Source organism: Acinetobacter sp. FDAARGOS_494, from assembly GCF_003812225.1.
GTDB classification, from domain to species: Bacteria; Pseudomonadota; Gammaproteobacteria; order Pseudomonadales; family Moraxellaceae; genus Acinetobacter; species Acinetobacter baumannii.
The window spans coordinates 2,045,684-2,063,232 of the sequence record NZ_CP033866.1; the positions used below are offsets into that span (position 1 = coordinate 2,045,684).

Below are 17,549 nucleotides of genomic sequence, written 5' to 3' on the forward strand. Positions count from 1 at the left end.
TTAACCTCCCAAATAAATTTTCATAATCTGATCACCCCATAAAAAGGCAACCCAACCAGCAATGGCAATATATGGCCCAAAAGCAAAAGGCTGATTGTCATTTCTTAATTTTAATAAAATGATGCCAATGATTGCGCCAATTAACGATGACAATAACACAATTAACGGCAGCATCAATGGCCCCATCCATGCTCCTAATGCTGCAAGCAATTTAAAGTCGCCGTAGCCCATACCTTCTTTGCCAGTGATCACTTTAAATAAGTAATAGACAATCCAAAGACATAGGAAACCAATGAGATAACCCCAAATGGCTGAGTTGGGTGAGGTATAAATATTAAAGGTATTAATACCTAAGCCGAGCGCAGCTAAAGGTAGGGTAAAGCGATCAGGCAATAATTGTGTATCGAAATCAATAAAGGTAAGGGCTATCAGTACCCATGTGAGGATGAGTCCAAAAAGCATTTGTATGGTTGGGCCAAATACCATGACTACTACTAATGAACATAGCATGGTGAGTAGTTCGATGGCTGGATAGCGAATACTGATCGGGTGTTGGCAATGGCCACATTTTCCTCTTAACACAAGCCAGCTTATAACAGGAATATTTTGATACCAACGGATCGGTTGCTGACATGCAGGGCACGATGAAGCAGGCTTATTTAAAGTTAACCTCTCATGATCAATAATTGGTTGCTCAGGATTGAGTAACATTTGGCATTCTTGCTGCCAATCTTGCTCCATCATTCTTGGCGTGCGGTAAATTACTACATTAAGAAAGCTACCGATACATAGGCTCACGAGTGCAACAGCAATATAAAGTGCAGTTAAGTTTTGAATAAAATACGCAATGATGTCTTGCATTATACAACTGAGCCCATTTGGAAAATTGGAAGATACATAGCAATTACCAGACCGCCTACGAGCACCCCTAAAATTGCCATAATTAAAGGTTCCATCATAGAGGTTAAACCATCAACGGCATTATCCACTTCATTTTCATAATAAGTGGCAACTTTATCGAGCATGCTGTCTAGTGCACCCGATTCTTCACCAATTGCAACCATTTGTATAGCCATCGATGGAAAACGATTAGAGACCCGCATAGCAAACTGAAGCTGTTGACCTGTTGCGACATCTTCACGAATTTTCATCACAGCTTTTTCATAAATCACGTTATTGGTTGCGCCAGCAGTCGATTCTAATGCATCAATAAGTGGAACACCTGCGGCAAATGTTGTAGCAAGCGTGCGGCTATAGCGGGCAATAATTGCTTTATAAACCAAGTCCCCAAAAATAGGTAACTTAAGCGCCAGTTTATCTAAGCCGTCACGAAACTTTTTACTGCGTTTTTTTGCTTCCAGAAAGGCAGCAATGACTGCGCCAATCGCAATAATCATAATGAACCAGTATTCCTGCATCCATTTCGACATATTCACAACCATTTGCGTAAATGCAGGTAAATCTGCTCCAAAAGACGCAAATAAATCTTGGAAAACGGGAACTACTTTAACCATCAAAATAATGGTCACCACAATGGCTACTACAATAACTGTTGCCGGGTATTTCATTGCTTTCTTGATTTTTTGCTTGAGCAATTCACTTTTTTCTTTGTAAATTGCAACGCGGTCCAGCATCGTTTCGAGTGCGCCTGATTGTTCACCAGACTCAACAAGTGAACAAAACAAGTTATCAAAATGTTGAGGATATTTTCTTAAAGCTGAGGCAAAAGTACTACCACCTTCGACTTCACCTTTAATACCGAGTACAACCTCACGCATGGCCGGGTTTTCTAAACCTTCAGCTACAATTTCAAAGCCTTGTACGAGTGGTACACCAGCTTTCATCATGGTCGCCAATTGTCGAGTAAAAATCGTAATATCGAGTGTGGTGACTTTTTTCTTGAATAAACCTTCAAGAATATTTTTACGTTTTTCACGTATATTTCGAACAGTCACCCCTTGTTTGCGTAAGGTCACTTTGGCTAAAGCCATGTTTTTAGCCGGAAGTTCTCCCTTGATTTTTACGCCCTTACGGTCAACCCCTTCATAAGCAAAAGTCGGCATCATTTGTGCCTTTTTGACAGCCATTAGATTATCCTTATTTTTTAAATAGTGTCTTATTCACTGGTGACACGGTTGACTTCTTGTAAAGAGGTCACCCCTTGCATCACCTTTTTTAAACCTGAACGACGTAGATTATTAAACCCCAATTTTTCAGAAGCAGCTGCGATTTCTAAAGCGTTGCCATCTTCCATAATAATCTTGGAAATTTCAGGTGTAACTTTCATTACCTCATAAATACCGACACGGCCTTTATAGCCTTCACGACATTCAGGGCAACCTACGGGCTGAAAAACCCGAAAATCTGGGTGCGCTAAATCTTGTTCGGTAAAGCCCATTTCTAATAAGCTTTGTTTAGGAATATCAGCAGGTATTTTGCATTGAGAACAAAGACGACGTGCTAAACGCTGTGCAATAACTAGGTTTACTGATGTTGCAATATTAAAAGAAGGAACTCCCATATTGCGTAGACGGGTCAATGTTTCCGGAGCACTATTGGTATGTAGTGTTGACATCACCATGTGGCCGGTTTGAGCCGCCTTAATTGCAATTTCTGCTGTTTCCAAGTCACGAATCTCACCCACCATAATAATGTCAGGGTCTTGTCGTAAAAATGATTTAAGTGCGGCCGCAAAAGTAAGCCCTACCTTGGGGTTTACGTTAACTTGATTAATCCCTTCAAGATTAATTTCTACCGGGTCTTCGGCAGTAGAAATATTGGAGCTTTCAGTATTTAAAATATTTAAACCTGTATATAACGATACGGTTTTACCAGAACCTGTTGGTCCGGTAATTAAAAGCATGCCTTGAGGTTTATCTAATGCCTCCATAAACAAAGCTTTTTGATCTTCTTCATATCCTAGTGCATCAATTCCTAGCATTGCGCTTGATGGGTCAAGAATACGTAGAACTAACTTTTCACCAAACAAAGTCGGGAGGGAGTTCACACGAAAATCAATCGCTTTGCTTTTTGACAGCTTGAGCTTGATACGACCATCTTGTGGGACGCGTTTTTCAGAAATGTCCATTTGAGACATTACTTTTAAGCGTGATGCCAAGCGGTTTGCAAGCTGTAGAGGGGGATTGGCAATTTGACGTAACATGCCATCGACACGATAGCGCACCCGATAGGATTTTTCGTACGGTTCAAAATGTAAGTCTGAAGCACCCATACGAATGGCATCAATTAATAACTTATTAATATATTTAACAATCGGGGCTTCATCGCCTTGAGGAGCTTCTTCTTCATCTTCTTGAGTGGTAGGACCATCAAGATTAACATCGAGATCAAACTCTTCATCATTGAAGTCAAAGCTGCTTTCTTCTGCAAAATGCTGGCCTAAAACTTTTTCGAGTTTATGGTGCTCCACAATTACAGGCTCAACCAGCAATTTACTATTAAAACGAATTGCATCAATCGCTTCGATATTGCTTGGATTACTGGTCGCAACATATAAAATTTGCCCTCTTTGAATGAGCGGCAAAATTCGATGTTTTAAAATCAGTTTCTGATCGACCAGATCTTTAGGAATCTGAGAGGTGTCATAAACATCCAGATCGAAATATGGTTCAGCAAACTCAGCAGAAATTGTTTCAGCCAATAACGAAGGGGAGAGATGAACCTCTTCAATTAAATATGCGACTGTGTCCTGCTTAGCTCTTTTCGCTGCATCTAATGCAGTTTGCATGGTCGCTGCCGACACATGCTTTTCTTCGACTAAACGTCGAAAAAACCCCGTAAATTTTGGAGATGTATGTAATGCTGACATCTGCCTGCCTATGTTAATGTGTTTATAATTGGTATATGAAAAATTATACTTTTGTTATGTAAAATTACTACCTTAGAAAGTGTTGCTCGGGTCCTACTCAGCCTATTAAAGCTTGAACCAGTCGAAGTTTTTCTTTATTAATTTTTAGAATGTCGGACTTTTAATAAAGTAAAGTTTTTTTCTTAATTTCAAACACTAGAAAAGATATGAGTAATCACGTTAAAGAAAAGTATCTGAAATTTGTATAAATGCGTGTAGAATGTGCTGCATTTTTGATGAAAGGTGAGCAGTATGTCGGGTTCGACGATTACGCCTTGGGTAGTTGGTAACTGGAAAATGAATCCAATGCGTGCCAACGCCAACCAACTTATAGAAGAATTTAAACAATTATTGCAACAAAACCAAATTGCAGATGAAAACTGCCATGTGGGCGTTGCCCCTGTTTCTATTGCTCTTACAACGGTACAAGCGCAATTACAGGATGCTGCAAGAACGGTATATACGGTTGCACAGGATGTATCACGTGTTGCTGGTACAGGTGCTTATACTGGTGAAGTCAGTGCAGAACTATTAAAAGATAGCCAAATTAATTTCGTACTTGTAGGACACTCTGAACGTCGTGATATTTTTGGTGACAACGTTGAAATTTTGAAGGCAAAACTCCAAAATGCATTAAATGCGGGTATGACTGTCATTTATTGTGTGGGCGAAAGCCTTGAACAACGTGAGCAAGGTCAGGCCGAGCAAGTTGTTCTACAGCAAATTTGTGATATTGCACCTGTAGTTACTGCAGAACAATGGCAAAACCAAGTGGTTATTGCCTATGAACCTATTTGGGCAATTGGTACAGGTAAAACAGCTTCTCCGCAAGATGCGCAAGCGATGCACGCTAAAATTCGTGAAGGCTTATGCCAACTTACACCAGCAGGCTCAAATATTGCTATTTTATATGGCGGTAGTGTAAAAGCTGAAAATGCTGTTGAGTTAGCTGCATGTCCAGATATCAATGGTGCGTTGGTGGGTGGTGCTTCATTAAATGCAGCATCTTTTTATCAAATTGTACAAGCCTTCGCGCAAAGCAAATAACGAGGATAGGGTATGCACTCTTTTGTACTTGTTGTACATATTATTTTAGCAGTACTGATGATTGCATTAATTTTAGTGCAACATGGTAAAGGCGCAGATGCAGGTGCCTCTTTTGGTGGAGGTGGCGCAGCAACAGTATTTGGTGCGTCTGGTTCAGGTAACTTCTTGACTCGCGTGACTGCAATTTTGACAGCTTTATTCTTTGTGACCAGTTTGACTCTGGCTGTTTTTGCCAAGAAGCAAACGACTGAAGCATATAGTTTGAAAACTGTACAAACGACTGTGCCAGTGCAGACTACATCGCCTGAAACTTCACCAAATGCACCAAAAACTGGCCAATAATTGGAAATAAGACTTTCCTTTTGGAATTGAAAGGACTAGAATGCGTCCCACAAGCTGCGGTGGTGGTGGAATTGGTAGACACGCTACCTTGAGGTGGTAGTGCTTTCGGGCGTGGGGGTTCAAGTCCCCCCTTCCGCACCAACTTTGAACCAGAAAGTTGAGTGCAAGCAGTTTTGTTTTTGATGCGGGATGGAGCAGTCTGGTAGCTCGTCGGGCTCATAACCCGAAGGTCGTTGGTTCAAATCCAGCTCCCGCTACCAATTTGATTAAGGTGCAACTTAATCAAGCTAATATTGGATAAGTTTACATTGACTTTTTTCGATATTTGTATATAATTTTTGCACGTTGATGCGGGATGGAGCAGTCTGGTAGCTCGTCGGGCTCATAACCCGAAGGTCGTTGGTTCAAATCCAGCTCCCGCTACCAAGTTTCTTAAAGAGGCTCACAGACAAGGTGGGCCTTTTTGCACAGTGGACTATTGTTTTCTGTGCTATATAGGGGCGATTAACGCCCTTTTTTATTGGTTATCGTATCGCTATCGTGTAGTGTCGACATCAATTGGTCAAATAGTCATGCTTCACTATAGTAAGTCTGTGTCGGTTAAAACAACCGATTGAATCGCACGAGAATGACGAGAGTAAATGAAATTATCAAATAAATCCCAAGCATTGTATGACATGATTGCTCCAGCAGTGGAGGCATGTGGTGTCGACCTTTGGGGAATTGAATTCCTTCCACAAGGTAAGCGTTCATTATTGCGTATTTATATCGATAGACCGGTTGATGAAAACGCTGAACCAGTGATTAATGAAGATGGTGAAGTAGAGCAAGGCCGCGGTATTGGTGTAGAAGATTGTGTTCGTGTTACACAACAGGTCGGCGCAATGCTGGATGTCCATGATCCGATTTCAGGTGAATATGCATTAGAAGTTTCTTCACCAGGCTGGGATCGCCCATTTTTTCAACTCGAACAGTTGCAAGGCTACATTGGACAACAGGTTGCTTTGCGTTTGATTGCTGCAGTAGAAAATCGTCGTAAATTTCAAGCAAAACTCCTTGCTGTAGACCTTGAAAATGAAGAGATTCAGGTTGAAGTTGAAGGAAAGCATGTGCTTGATATCGACAGCAACAATATCGATAAAGCAAACTTGATCTATCAAGATTAAATTTATTTAAATTATATAAGAAATCGGTAGGTGACTTATGGGCCGCGAAATTCTTACCGTTGTTGAAACGGTTAGTAATGAAAAAGGTGTTAGTCGTGAAGCGATCTTCGAAGCTTTAGAACAAGCTCTAGTTGCTGCAACGAAGAAAAAATTTTACGAGGGTACCAATTCTGAAGAAGCTCAGCTTCGTGTAGAAATTGATCGTAGAACTGGTGATTACCGTACATTCCGTCAATGGACTGTTGTGGCAGATGAAGATCATGAAATGCCAGCATGCCAAGACGCAATTTCTGATGTTGATCCTGCAAAATGGTCAATTGGCGACGTTCGTGAGCTTGAAGTAGAATCGATTGAGTTCGGTCGTATCGCTGCACAGATTGCGAAACAGGTTATCGTACAAAAAATTCGTGAAGCAGAGCGTGCATTAGTTGCTGATGCTTATGAATCAAAAGTTGGCGAGCTAATTTACGGTGAAGTGAAAAAGCAAACTAAAGATGGTTTCATCATTGACTTAGGTGACAATGCTGAAGCTTATTTAGCTCGTGAAGAAATGATTCCTAAAGAGATTCTTCGTCCAAAACAACGTGTAAATGCTATTTTATATAGTGTAAACCGTGAAGGCCGTGGTGCTCAGCTTCTATTATCACGCGCTAAGCCTGAAATGCTTATTGCTTTGATGAAGAAAGAAATTCCTGAAATTTCTGAAGAAATTATTGAAATTAAAGCTGCGGCGCGTCAACCAGGTGTTCGTGCGAAAATCGCAGTAAAAACGAACGACCACCGTATTGACCCTGTTGGTGCATGTATTGGTATGCGTGGAACACGTATCCAAGCGGTACAGCAAGAGTTAAATGGTGAGCGTATTGATGTTGTAGTTTGGTCTGATGATCCAGCTCAATACATCGCAAGTGCATTAGAACCAGCTGATGTATCAGGCATTGTGCTTGATGAAGATGCAAAAAGTGCAGACATTATTTTTGCTACCAACGATCAATTGGCACGTGCGATTGGTTCGCAAGGTCAAAATGTTCGTTTAGCTTCTGATTTAACTGGCTACAAACTCGACATGATGCTTGAAGAAGAGTATCGTGCTCGTCAGCAGAATGAAGCTCAGCAATATCTCGACATGTTCGTGTCACGTTTAGATATTGAAGAAGACTTGGCAATGGCGTTAGTAGAGATGGGCTTCACTTCTTTAGAAGAGATTGCTTATGTGCCAGCTGAAACTTTTGACGAAATTGAACTTGACGCTGAGTTAGTTGAGTTATTGCAAAGTCGTGCAAAAGAAGCTGCATTAACTGATGCATTGAAACAGCAAGAAAATATTCAAGAACCGAGTGCAGACCTTCTCAATATGGAAGGCATGACCTCTGAGATCGCTTACTCGCTAGCCGCTCGCGGTATTATTACTGTTGATGATTTGGCAGATCAAGCAACTGACGATATTTCTGATATTGAAGGTCTTGGTCATGATAAAGCAGGTCAATTGATCATGAAAGCTCGCGAATCATGGTTTAACTAGGAGATGAAATATGACGGACAAGTCGATTAAAGAGTTAGCTCTCAGCGTAGGACGTCCTGTTGAGAAGCTCCTAGAACAGGCTCGTGAAGCAGGTTTGCCTCAACGTACAGCAGACGACATTATTACCACTGAACAACAGGACACTTTAGTCAATTATTTGAAAAAGGTGCATGGTCAGGAAAGTGGTAACACAGGAAAAATTGCGTTGAAACGTAAAACAACCAGTACCGCTAAAGTTGCAAGTACTTCGGGTAAAGCAAAAACTATTAACGTAGAAGTACGTAAAAAACAGGTTTTTGCTAAACCAAACCCAGAACAAATTGCAGCAGAAGCTAAAGCGCGTGCAGAAGCGGAAGCTAAAGCGCGTGCAGAACAACAAGCGCGTGAAGCTGCAGAGCAAAAAGCGCGTCTTCAAACAGAGCAAAAAGCAAAAGCAACTTTAGATGCAATGCGTGCTGCTCATCAACAAGATAGCGCTGCACAGTCAGCTCCTAAAGCTGCTGTTGTAGTGAAAAAACGTGGTGGTGGTACAGTAAAACCTGCACCAAAACCAGCAGAAACATTAGAGCAAAAGAAAGCGCGTGAAGCACAAACAGCTCAGTTGAAAGCAACTGAAGAAGCTGCACGTCGTAAAGCGGCTGAGGAAGCTCAGCAGCGTACGCTTGAACAAATGCGTAAGATGGCATCTAAATATTCAAATGATGATGCTACTGCAACTATTCGTGTGATTGATGATTCTCCTCTTGCTTCAGGTCTTGTTGGCCAAGCTTATGAAGATTCATTTAATCAAGAAGACCGTGAAATTAAACGTGGTGGTGCTACAACTAACCCTCGCGCTGGTAAGAAAGGCGGTCGTCGTGGTCAAGAAGAGCAAAGCTTCGTTAACCATAACAAACGTGGTTTAAAATCAAGCCAAGCGAACAAGCATGGTTTTGAAAAGCCAGTTAAAAAGCAAGTCTATGATGTAGAAATCGGTTCAAGCATTGTTGTTGCCGATCTTGCTCAGAAGATGGCGATTAAAGTACGTGAAGTTATCAAGACACTTATGAAAATGGGTGAATTGGTTAACCAGAACCAGACAATTGACCAAGATACAGCTGCACTTGTTGTAGAAGAAATGGGTCATAACCCTGTTCTAGTTTCTGATACACAAGCAGAAGATAACTTACTTGAAGCAGCTGAAGAAGCACGTGGTGAACAAACTACTCGTCCTCCAGTTGTTACAATCATGGGTCACGTTGACCATGGTAAAACATCATTGCTTGACCGTATCCGTCGTTCTAAAGTGGCGGCAGGTGAAGCAGGTGGTATTACCCAGCACATTGGTGCATATCACGTTGAAACAGACAAAGGGATTATTACATTCCTTGATACACCGGGACACGCAGCATTTACCTCAATGCGTGCACGTGGTGCTAAAGCAACGGATATCGTGGTATTGGTTGTTGCAGCAGATGACGGTGTAATGCCGCAAACTGCAGAAGCGATTGACCATGCACGTGCAGCAGGAACTCCAATTATTGTTGCTATCAACAAAATGGATAAAGAATCTGCTGATCCAGACCGTGTGTTAAATGAATTAACAACCAAAGAAATCGTTCCAGAAGAATGGGGCGGTGATGTTCCGGTTGCTAAGGTTTCAGCACATACTGGCCAAGGTATTGATGAACTCCTTGATTTAATTCTGATTCAATCTGAATTGATGGAATTAAAAGCATCTGCTGAAGGTGCTGCACAAGGTGTTGTTATTGAAGCACGTGTGGATAAAGGCCGTGGTGCAGTAACTTCGATTCTTGTTCAAAACGGTACATTAAATATTGGTGACCTTGTTCTTGCTGGTTCATCATATGGCCGTGTTCGTGCGATGTCTGATGAAAACGGTAAGCCGATTAAGTCAGCAGGACCATCTATTCCAGTGGAAATTTTGGGTCTACCAGAAGCTCCAATGGCGGGTGATGAAGTTCTTGTAGTAAATGACGAGAAGAAGGCACGTGAAGTTGCTGATGCTCGTGCAGACCGTGAACGTGAAAAACGTATCGAACGTCAAAGCGCAATGCGTCTTGAAAACATCATGGCATCTATGGGCAAAAAAGACGTTCCTACAGTGAATGTTGTTTTAAGAACAGATGTTCGTGGTACTTTAGAAGCATTGAATGCTGCATTACATGAACTCTCTACTGATGAAGTAAAAGTTCGCGTAATTAGTTCTGGTGTTGGTGCGATCACTGAGTCTGATGTAATTCTTGCAGAGTCTTCAGAAGCTGTATTGTTAGGCTTCAACGTTCGTGCTGATACAGCTGCTCGTCAGAAGAGTGACCAAGACGGTATCGATATTCGTTACTACAGCATCATCTATGAATTGATTGATGATGTAAAAGATGCCATGAGCGGTAAACTTGCTCCTGAACACCGTGAAACTATCTTGGGTGTTGCTCAAGTACGTGAAGTGTTCCGTTCTAGTAAGTTTGGTGCTGCTGCGGGCTGTATGGTTATGGAAGGCGTGATTCACCGTAACAAACCAATCCGTGTCTTACGTGATGATGTTGTGATTTTCCAAGGTGAACTTGAATCATTACGTCGTTATAAAGATGTCGTTGATGAAGTTCGTGCCGGTATGGAATGTGGTCTTGCCGTGAAAGGTTATAACGACATCAAACCTCTTGATAAGATTGAGGTTTATGATGTTCAAATGGTTAAACGGAGTCTTTAATGGCGGGTGGACAACGCTTAAAGCGAATGGCGGATTCAGTACAGCGCGAGCTTTCTGAACTTATCCGTCAGGAGTTGAAAGATCCGCGTCTGGGTGGTCTTGTGACCATCTCAGGCGTTAAAGTCAGTCCGGACTTAGGTTATGCCGATGTCTATGTGACCGTGATGGGTCGTGAATTAAGCGATGACCAAAACGAAGTGGCTCACCGTGAAACACTAGATATTTTGAATAAAGCATCTGGTTTTTTACGTCAGGAGTTGAGTCGTCGTATTAAAACGCGCATCACGCCTCGCTTGCGTTTCCATTACGATAAAACCAATGCATATGGTAACTATATGTTTGGTCTTATCGAAAAAGCGGTACAAGATTTACCGAAACGTGAGTCAGATGACAAAGAGTAATAAAAACTCAAAATAAAAAAGCCACCTTGGGGTGGCTTTTTTATGTGTTCAAGTTTTTATTCTTGAGGCGGTTCCATGGGTGGTTTGTTTTGTGAAAAACGTTGCCCAATTTTATAACGATCCCACGGTAGAGGACGTTCAATAGCTTCAGGAACTTCACCACTCAATGAGCGTAAACGTAAATGTAGCGCGGCTTGAGCAATTAAGTTGGCTGATACAGGTGCAGTAATAAAAGCCAACAGTGTAATAAGTAACTCGGCAAAGCCAAATCGGCCTTGAAAAGCAAAAAAGATCATTGAAGCAATTAAAAAGCTACCTAAGCCTAATGTACTCGACTTGGTAGGTGCATGTAGTCGCATGAATAAATCGGGTAGACGTACCATACCGATAGATCCGACTAACATAAAAAAAGCACCGAAAACCAGAAAGATCGAAACAATAATTTCCATTGTAATTTGCATTTTGACCTTCCCCTAATCGATTACATGACCGGTTGTAAAATAACGAGCTAAAGCAGCCGTTGAAACAAACCCTAGCATAGCGACTAACAACGCCCCTTCGAATAAAGAGGTGGTTGTCCAATAAATGCCTAACACAATAATGAGACAGGTCGCATTTAAAAATAGTGTATCAAGCGCTAGTAGGCGGTCGACAATAGATGGTCCCATCACCATTCGAAATAAGCAAAGCAACATAGAGATTGTGATAGCAACCAAGCTAATGCCAAGAGCATAAGGTAGGATGGTCATGCGTTGTCCTCCGATTTGCTTTTCACATCAAAAATTTCCATGAGTGGAGCCTCATAGCGTTGTTTGATGTCTTGCACATCACTTTCAGTATTTTCTGTGCTAAGAGAGTGGACCAAAATATCACCACGCTCTTGATCAATACCGGCAGAGACCGTGCCAGGCGTTGTGGTAATAATCATTGCCAGTAAAGAGTTTACTTGTTCATGTTCTGTTTCTAATGGAACACGGTACCATTTAGGATGTAATTTTTTCGGTGACCCTAATACCAGTTTAGCAACCCGAAAATTGGAAACAATAATATCCCACAAGACAACAAAACACAGTTTTATGGCAGGTTTCCAATGGATATGCGGGGTTCTGGTAATAAAAGGACGAACTAGACGAGGAATAACAAGCCCCAAAATTACAGCCATAAGCAGGTCGCTCGCATCAAGACTATGCGCGAGCATTAACCAGAAGATGATAATCAAAAAAGAAACAAATGGATGCGGAAACCAGCGGTCAAGCAATTTAGATAGCTGCATTGTTATGGCTCCATAGGTTTCAGTTGACTTTCATCAGCAATGGTTGGGGTTTGCAATTTTTCTTGCTGCTGAATTTGGCGGTGTTTATATTCAGAAATATGCTCACCGTTGAAAGTATCTTTCGAAATAATGTCAGGAATAAGATAGGCATTATGATCTTCAACTTCACCACCATATTTTGTTTCTGGTAAATAAGTTGAGTCATATGGCTGAACACTAATAACTTCGCCATTTTGATCAGTTTTAAGAATAGATTGCTGATACAGGGCATGATCTTGAATTTGCTGAGCGGTATTTGTGGTGTAGTGCAATACAGGTGAAGCAAATGCTACATAAGCCACTAAACCGGCAAGTAAGATATAGATGACGGTATCGTTACGTGGCGGTGCTTTTTCAGGTAAAGCACGATAAATAATATAAGCAGGATTGATCGGGTCTTCTTCTGGTGGTGATGCACGCCAGAATAAAATAAAGCCGACACGTGTTAATGCAATAATGCTTAATAAACTCACCAAAAGAACAATACCAATAACCCAGCCTTGATATGCAGTTTCAACAGTAGCCTGCAAAATAAATACTTTCCCAAAGAAGCCACTAAAAGGTGGTAAGCCTGCGAGCATCATGGCAATCAGGAAATAAGTCAGCATGGCTGCTTTTTCTTGTTTAATTCTCGGTGCAATCTTTAAATGGTCTTTAAAATCACCGCGCTGTGAAGTCATCCAGCCACAGAACAGGTAAAATGCTGCACCAATCAATGTACTGTGGACTAAATAGAATAATGCTCCAGACCACGCTTGCGTGTTTGACATGGCAATTGCAATCAATAAAGTACCAATTGAAGACAGCACCATAAAGCCAACAAAACGTCTGAGGCGATCTGCACCAATTGCGCCAATCACGCCATATAAAGAAGTCACTAAACCAATTGGAAGCAACCAGCTTTTAAAAATTTCTTGGCTGAGTACATCATTAAATACAGTTCCATTGACACGCAAAATGGCATAGATCCCCACTTTGGTCATGATGGTAAAAATTGCTGCGACAGGTGTACTTGCAACGGCATAAGTTTTTGGTAGCCAAAAACCAACTGGTAGCATGGCCGCTTTAATACCAAACACGACAAATAAGAGTAAGGCACCTGCAACTGCTAATTTATGTTGATCTGCATCTAAAGTCGGTAGCAAACGTGAAACGTCAGCCATATTGAGGCTACCTACACTGCCATAGATCATGCCAAGACCAATTAAGAACAGGGCAGAGGCTAAAAGGTTGATAATGACGTAGTGTACACCAAGCTGAAATCTCGGTTTTCCTTGTCCATGTAATAAGAGGACATAGGACGCCATGAGCAAGATTTCAAAGAAAACGAACAGGTTAAATAAGTCGCCTGTGAGAAATGCACCACATAGCCCCATTAAAAGAAAATGGAATATGGCGTGGAAATAGCGACCTCTCGTATCCCAGTTTTCACTGGCATACCATAAAACCGGAACTGCTAAGGCATAAGTTAAAACCAGCATAAAAGCTGAAAGGCGGTCGAGTACCAGCACAATACCAAAGGGAGCTGACCACTCGCTCAACTGATAAACCGTAATTTGGCCAGTGTTTGCAACAAGCAGATAACTAACAGCAGTGATTAACCCAGCTATTGCTGAGATCAAACTAATGCCACGGCGCCAAGGTTGTCGCCAATCTTCTTTTAATGCACCAGCGCCAGGGTTGCCTAGAAGCAATAAGATAAAACCAGTAAATGCCGGGATGAGGATACTGAAAATTGGTGTATTAGCTTGCCAAAAAGATAAAAAATCAAACATCACGGCTCATCCTCACGTGGGTCGTATGTTGGAGAAATATCTTCTTTGGCATCAACATGGTCACTACCGGATTCATAACGGCTACGTAATGCGAGTTGCACAATAAAAGCGGTAGTGGCAAAACCGATCACGATTGCTGTTAAAACAAGTGCTTGTGGAAGTGGATCTGTAATATTGGTGGTTTCGGTTAGGATGGCTGGTGAGCTGACTTGCAAACGACCCATCGCAAACAAAAATAAGTTAACCGCATAGCCCAGCACTGCTAAGCCCAACACAACAGGGAAGGTACGCGCACGTAAAATTAGATAAATGCCTGTCGCAACAAGTAGCCCAATGGCAGTGGCCAGTAAGAATTCTAAACTGATCATGATGATTTCTCCCCATGAGGTACAGGACCAGACATACTCGAGTGGCGAGAGTCCCCTAATACAGAAATGAGTAGCATGGTAGCGCCTACTACGGTGATATACACACCCAGATCAAAGCTTGCTGCTGAAGCCAGATGCAACTTACCTAAAACTGGTAATTCAACATAGACGTGCGCACTGGTTAAGAATGGACGTGCCCAGAACCATGCGGCAATGCCAGTAAGGCCTGCAATTGTTAATCCGGAGCCAATCCAGATTTCGTAAAGACGACCGGATTGGGCTTTTAACATTTGTTCTGCTTGATCTTGACCTAAAGCAATGTACTGAATAATCAGTGCCATTGAGGTAATTAGACCTGCAATAAAGCCACCACCCGGGTAGTTGTGTCCACGCATAAAGATATAGACACTTACGACCAATGCTAAAGGTAACACCCAAGAGGCCGTAATACGGAACATGAGTGGAGATGGGTTAAAACGGTAGGTGAGGCCTTGGGTCATGGTGGTGCCATGTACGCGCATGCCATCCATGAGACATAGCGCACCAATCGCAGCAATGCCTAGTACTGTAATTTCACCAAAGGTATCAAAGCCACGGAAGTCCACCAAAATAACATTTACAATGTTTGAACCGCCGCCAAGTGGTAAGGATTGCTGAGCAAAGAACCATGAAATCGAATTATGATCACGCGTTAAAATAAGCCATGTAATCCAACCAATTCCTAAACCGCCAATAATTGCTAACGCAGCATCTCTCCAACGTCTTGAGCGACGAGATTCATATGGCGTAAGTTGAGGGAGTAACGATAAGCTCATCAACAACAGAACAGTCGTAACTACATCTACCGTAATTTGAGTGAGTGCTAAGTCAGGTGCCGACATGGTGACAAATACCATGGTAACCACAAGACCAATTGCACCACTAATGAGTACAGCCTTGATACGTTCGTGGTGGAACCAAAGCATCATCCAGCAACCTGAGAATAAGGTCAGCCAAAGAACTACTGCAATCCATGGTGCGTGAGTCAGCTCACGTGTACCTGTGGTAAGGCCCTGATTGAACAAAGGCAGAGTAACCATGACGATGCTAAAAGCAATGATTAAGAACAGGTAACTTTGCAAAGAACCATTTTCGGTTTTTTGTTTAATTTTTCGGCTTGTTAATAATAAATGCTTTAAGAATAAGTCAAATAAAATACGGCCTTGTAAGCGCCCTAAACGTGGGTCAAGGTCGATCTTACGAATCATGCCATCTTTTGCTAGGGCAAAATAGAAAAGCGTACCGCCAACCAGAGCAATAATACTCATGATTAATGGCGCATTAAATCCATGCCAAATTGCAAGATGAGTACCTGCAAAATCAGGTTGCATAAGACTTGCACGTGTTACACTGTTAACTAGAGGCTCGACCAGTAGGGCAGGGAAAATACCGACCAAAATACATAGTGTCGCAAGCAATATAGCTGGTGCTCGCATGCCGATAGGTGGCTCGTGGGCATTTTTATTTGGAACTTGTTTACCTACGGGGCCATCAAAAAATACGCCGTGTACTAAGCGAATTGAATAACTGACTGCAAAAATACCGGCAAGCGTCGCAATAATACTGGCAAAGATAACAGTTGATCCTGAAAGGCTCGCTAATAGCTCGGTAAAGAACATTTCTTTAGAAATAAAGCCATTAGTGAGAGGAACACCTGCCATGGATGCCGCTGTAATCATAGTCAGTGTTGCGGTAAACGGTAATAGTTGCCAAATCCCACTTAACTTTCTAAGGTCACGTGTACCTGTTTCATGGTCAATGATCCCGGCAATCATAAACAGGGCAGCTTTAAAGGTGGCGTGGTTAATAATATGGAAAATTGCCGCAGCAACAGCTAAAGGTGAACCAATACCAAGCAGGCAAACGATAAGACCTAAATGACTAATTGTAGAATAGGCTAGTAGCCCTTTTAGATCTTCTTTAAAAATTGCGAAGCATGCGGCCATACAAAGTGTAAATAGGCCGACAAACGTGACAATGTTGTGATAAAGCGCAGCGCCAATGAAAATAGGTGCAAGACGAGCTAATAAGAAAATCCCAGCTTTTACCATGGTGGCAGAGTGCAAATAGGCCGACACGGGAGTGGGCGCTGCCATTGCATTGGGTAACCAAAAATGGAACGGGAACTGAGCACTTTTAGTAAATGCACCCAGTAAAATAAGCAAAAGCGTCGGAACAAACAGATAGTGACTTTGAATGAGGTCTTTCATTCCGACAATATCATTAATTTCGTAGGTTCCTGTGATTTGTCCTAATAAGACAAACCCACCTAGCATGGCGAGTCCACCCATACCTGTAATGGTAAGTGCCATACGCGAGCCACGTTGAGCAGCTTCGTAATGGCTCCAGTAACCGACTAATAGGAAGGATGAAATACTGGTAAGTTCCCAAAAGACTAATAAAATAATTAAATTGTTAGAAAGAGAAATACCGAGCATTGCTGCCATAAACAGCATGAGTAATAAATATAATTTACTTAATGAATTTTTAGGGCCTAGATAATAATAGGCATAAATATAAATGAGTGTACCGATACCGGTAATAAGAAGAGAAAATAATAAACCAAGGGCATCAAGTCTAAAGCTCAGATTAATTCCTAATTGTGGTAACCAATCCCAACTTTGTTGAATGCTTGCACCACCAAGCACAGTTTTAGCCTGAGTCAGTAATAAACCAAAACTGGTTAAACTGACTCCGATCGCCCCTAAAGCCGTTACTCCACGTGAAAACCGTTGAAGCAATGAAACAAGGGTGGTGCCTAATATTAACGGTAATAAGATAATTATCGGTAGCACACTCGTATCCATATATAATTTAGACCGAAGCCTAAAGGTGAAATTTTCATTTCAGAATAGATAGGAATTCAAAGAGATTTCCAAAGCTTATATTCTGAAAACCCGACCAAATTAGAAAAATAAAGCGAGAAACAAGTTGTATTGCGCAACTTGAATAATAAAAACGCAAAATGAAATTTATTGTACACTAAAAAATCATTAAAA

15 protein-coding genes and 3 tRNA genes are annotated in these 17,549 nt (G+C 41.7%); 9 read left to right on the top strand and 9 right to left on the bottom strand.

Annotated features, from left to right (window positions below; genetic code table 11):
• Genes EG365_RS19550 through pilB form a run of 3 tightly spaced genes read right to left on the bottom strand, consistent with a single transcriptional unit; the run spans position 1 to position 3,829 of the window.
• On the bottom strand, positions 1 to 861 hold the full coding sequence (locus EG365_RS19550) for a prepilin peptidase (protein ID WP_001152285.1): 861 nt from the start codon (positions 859 to 861) through the stop codon (positions 1 to 3).
• Entirely contained in the window at positions 861 to 2,087 is a 1,227-nt protein-coding gene (locus tag EG365_RS09930; RefSeq protein ID WP_000279216.1) for a type II secretion system F family protein, read from the bottom strand. Before EG365_RS09930 ends, EG365_RS19550 begins: the two co-directional genes overlap by 1 nt.
• 29 nt (positions 2,088 to 2,116) lie before the next feature.
• Positions 2,117 to 3,829 carry a type IV-A pilus assembly ATPase PilB gene (gene pilB, locus EG365_RS09935; protein WP_001274990.1) on the bottom strand — a complete coding sequence of 571 codons (1,713 nt, stop codon included), beginning with the start codon at positions 3,827 to 3,829 and terminating at the stop codon, positions 2,117 to 2,119.
• A 291-nt stretch (positions 3,830 to 4,120) separates the two neighbouring features.
• On the opposite strand from pilB, the gene tpiA reads away from it, so the two are divergent.
• The 9 genes from tpiA to EG365_RS09980 all read left to right on the top strand — a co-directional run bounded on the left by tpiA (position 4,121) and on the right by EG365_RS09980 (position 11,056).
• Positions 4,121 to 4,915: a triose-phosphate isomerase gene (gene tpiA / locus EG365_RS09940; protein ID WP_000016939.1), complete on the top strand. Its 795-nt coding sequence runs from the start codon at positions 4,121 to 4,123 to the stop codon at positions 4,913 to 4,915.
• 12 nt (positions 4,916 to 4,927) lie between these two features.
• A complete protein-coding gene (gene secG / locus EG365_RS09945; protein WP_000555572.1) occupies positions 4,928 to 5,257 on the top strand; it encodes a preprotein translocase subunit SecG in 330 nt (109 codons plus the stop codon).
• 56 nt (positions 5,258 to 5,313) lie between these two features.
• A tRNA-Leu gene (locus EG365_RS09950) sits at positions 5,314 to 5,398 on the top strand.
• Positions 5,399 to 5,440: 42 nt separating this feature from the next.
• Positions 5,441 to 5,517 (top strand) — tRNA-Met (locus EG365_RS09955).
• An 89-nt stretch (positions 5,518 to 5,606) separates the two neighbouring features.
• A tRNA-Met gene (locus EG365_RS09960) sits at positions 5,607 to 5,683 on the top strand.
• 215 nt (positions 5,684 to 5,898) lie between these two features.
• Complete coding sequence (rimP, locus tag EG365_RS09965) at positions 5,899 to 6,423, top strand: ribosome maturation factor RimP (protein WP_000777730.1); 525 nt, start codon at positions 5,899 to 5,901, stop codon at positions 6,421 to 6,423.
• A gap of 37 nt (positions 6,424 to 6,460) precedes the next feature.
• Positions 6,461 to 7,945 carry a transcription termination factor NusA gene (nusA, locus tag EG365_RS09970; RefSeq protein ID WP_000532247.1) on the top strand — a complete coding sequence of 495 codons (1,485 nt, stop codon included), beginning with the start codon at positions 6,461 to 6,463 and terminating at the stop codon, positions 7,943 to 7,945.
• 10 nt (positions 7,946 to 7,955) lie between these two features.
• A complete protein-coding gene (infB, locus tag EG365_RS09975) occupies positions 7,956 to 10,655 on the top strand; it encodes a translation initiation factor IF-2 (protein ID WP_000130326.1) in 2,700 nt (899 codons plus the stop codon).
• On the top strand, positions 10,655 to 11,056 hold the full coding sequence (locus EG365_RS09980; protein WP_000897047.1) for a ribosome-binding factor A: 402 nt from the start codon (positions 10,655 to 10,657) through the stop codon (positions 11,054 to 11,056). Before infB ends, EG365_RS09980 begins: the two co-directional genes overlap by 1 nt.
• Before the next feature lie 56 nt (positions 11,057 to 11,112).
• Here EG365_RS09980 and EG365_RS09985 read toward each other — a convergent pair whose 3' ends face one another.
• From EG365_RS09985 to EG365_RS10010, 6 genes are read right to left on the bottom strand one after another with little or no spacing between them, the layout of a single operon-like run.
• On the bottom strand, positions 11,113 to 11,517 hold the full coding sequence (locus EG365_RS09985; protein ID WP_001167533.1) for a Na+/H+ antiporter subunit G: 405 nt from the start codon (positions 11,515 to 11,517) through the stop codon (positions 11,113 to 11,115).
• 12 nt (positions 11,518 to 11,529) lie between these two features.
• Positions 11,530 to 11,805: a monovalent cation/H+ antiporter subunit F gene (locus EG365_RS09990; RefSeq protein ID WP_000154079.1), complete on the bottom strand. Its 276-nt coding sequence runs from the start codon at positions 11,803 to 11,805 to the stop codon at positions 11,530 to 11,532.
• On the bottom strand, positions 11,802 to 12,329 hold the full coding sequence (locus EG365_RS09995) for a Na+/H+ antiporter subunit E (RefSeq protein WP_001177205.1): 528 nt from the start codon (positions 12,327 to 12,329) through the stop codon (positions 11,802 to 11,804). The genes EG365_RS09990 and EG365_RS09995 overlap by 4 nt, the downstream gene beginning before the upstream one ends.
• 2 nt (positions 12,330 to 12,331) lie before the next feature.
• Positions 12,332 to 14,143 (bottom strand): monovalent cation/H+ antiporter subunit D, encoded by a 1,812-nt coding sequence (locus EG365_RS10000; RefSeq protein ID WP_000459271.1) that lies wholly within the window; start codon positions 14,141 to 14,143, stop codon positions 12,332 to 12,334.
• Positions 14,143 to 14,511 carry a Na+/H+ antiporter subunit C gene (locus tag EG365_RS10005; RefSeq protein WP_000624232.1) on the bottom strand — a complete coding sequence of 123 codons (369 nt, stop codon included), beginning with the start codon at positions 14,509 to 14,511 and terminating at the stop codon, positions 14,143 to 14,145. Before EG365_RS10005 ends, EG365_RS10000 begins: the two co-directional genes overlap by 1 nt.
• Positions 14,508 to 17,357, bottom strand: coding sequence for a monovalent cation/H+ antiporter subunit A (locus EG365_RS10010; RefSeq protein ID WP_000381591.1), 2,850 nt, complete (start codon positions 17,355 to 17,357; stop codon positions 14,508 to 14,510). The genes EG365_RS10005 and EG365_RS10010 overlap by 4 nt, the downstream gene beginning before the upstream one ends.
• Between the last annotated feature and the right edge of the window lie 192 nt (positions 17,358 to 17,549).

Bases quoted from the DNA above. Each gene is read 5' to 3' on its own strand.
- EG365_RS19550 (WP_001152285.1), bottom strand. From the start codon at position 861: ATGCAAGACATCATTGCGTATTTTATTCAAAACTTAACTGCACTTTAT.
- EG365_RS09930 (WP_000279216.1), bottom strand. From the start codon at position 2,087: ATGGCTGTCAAAAAGGCACAAATGATGCCGACTTTTGCTTATGAAGGG.
- pilB (WP_001274990.1), bottom strand. From the start codon at position 3,829: ATGTCAGCATTACATACATCTCCAAAATTTACGGGGTTTTTTCGACGT.
- tpiA (WP_000016939.1), top strand. From the start codon at position 4,121: ATGTCGGGTTCGACGATTACGCCTTGGGTAGTTGGTAACTGGAAAATG.
- secG (WP_000555572.1), top strand. From the start codon at position 4,928: ATGCACTCTTTTGTACTTGTTGTACATATTATTTTAGCAGTACTGATG.
- rimP (WP_000777730.1), top strand. From the start codon at position 5,899: ATGAAATTATCAAATAAATCCCAAGCATTGTATGACATGATTGCTCCA.
- nusA (WP_000532247.1), top strand. From the start codon at position 6,461: ATGGGCCGCGAAATTCTTACCGTTGTTGAAACGGTTAGTAATGAAAAA.
- infB (WP_000130326.1), top strand. From the start codon at position 7,956: ATGACGGACAAGTCGATTAAAGAGTTAGCTCTCAGCGTAGGACGTCCT.
- EG365_RS09980 (WP_000897047.1), top strand. From the start codon at position 10,655: ATGGCGGGTGGACAACGCTTAAAGCGAATGGCGGATTCAGTACAGCGC.
- EG365_RS09985 (WP_001167533.1), bottom strand. From the start codon at position 11,517: ATGCAAATTACAATGGAAATTATTGTTTCGATCTTTCTGGTTTTCGGT.
- EG365_RS09990 (WP_000154079.1), bottom strand. From the start codon at position 11,805: ATGACCATCCTACCTTATGCTCTTGGCATTAGCTTGGTTGCTATCACA.
- EG365_RS09995 (WP_001177205.1), bottom strand. From the start codon at position 12,329: ATGCAGCTATCTAAATTGCTTGACCGCTGGTTTCCGCATCCATTTGTT.
- EG365_RS10000 (WP_000459271.1), bottom strand. From the start codon at position 14,143: ATGTTTGATTTTTTATCTTTTTGGCAAGCTAATACACCAATTTTCAGT.
- EG365_RS10005 (WP_000624232.1), bottom strand. From the start codon at position 14,511: ATGATCAGTTTAGAATTCTTACTGGCCACTGCCATTGGGCTACTTGTT.
- EG365_RS10010 (WP_000381591.1), bottom strand. From the start codon at position 17,357: ATGGATACGAGTGTGCTACCGATAATTATCTTATTACCGTTAATATTA.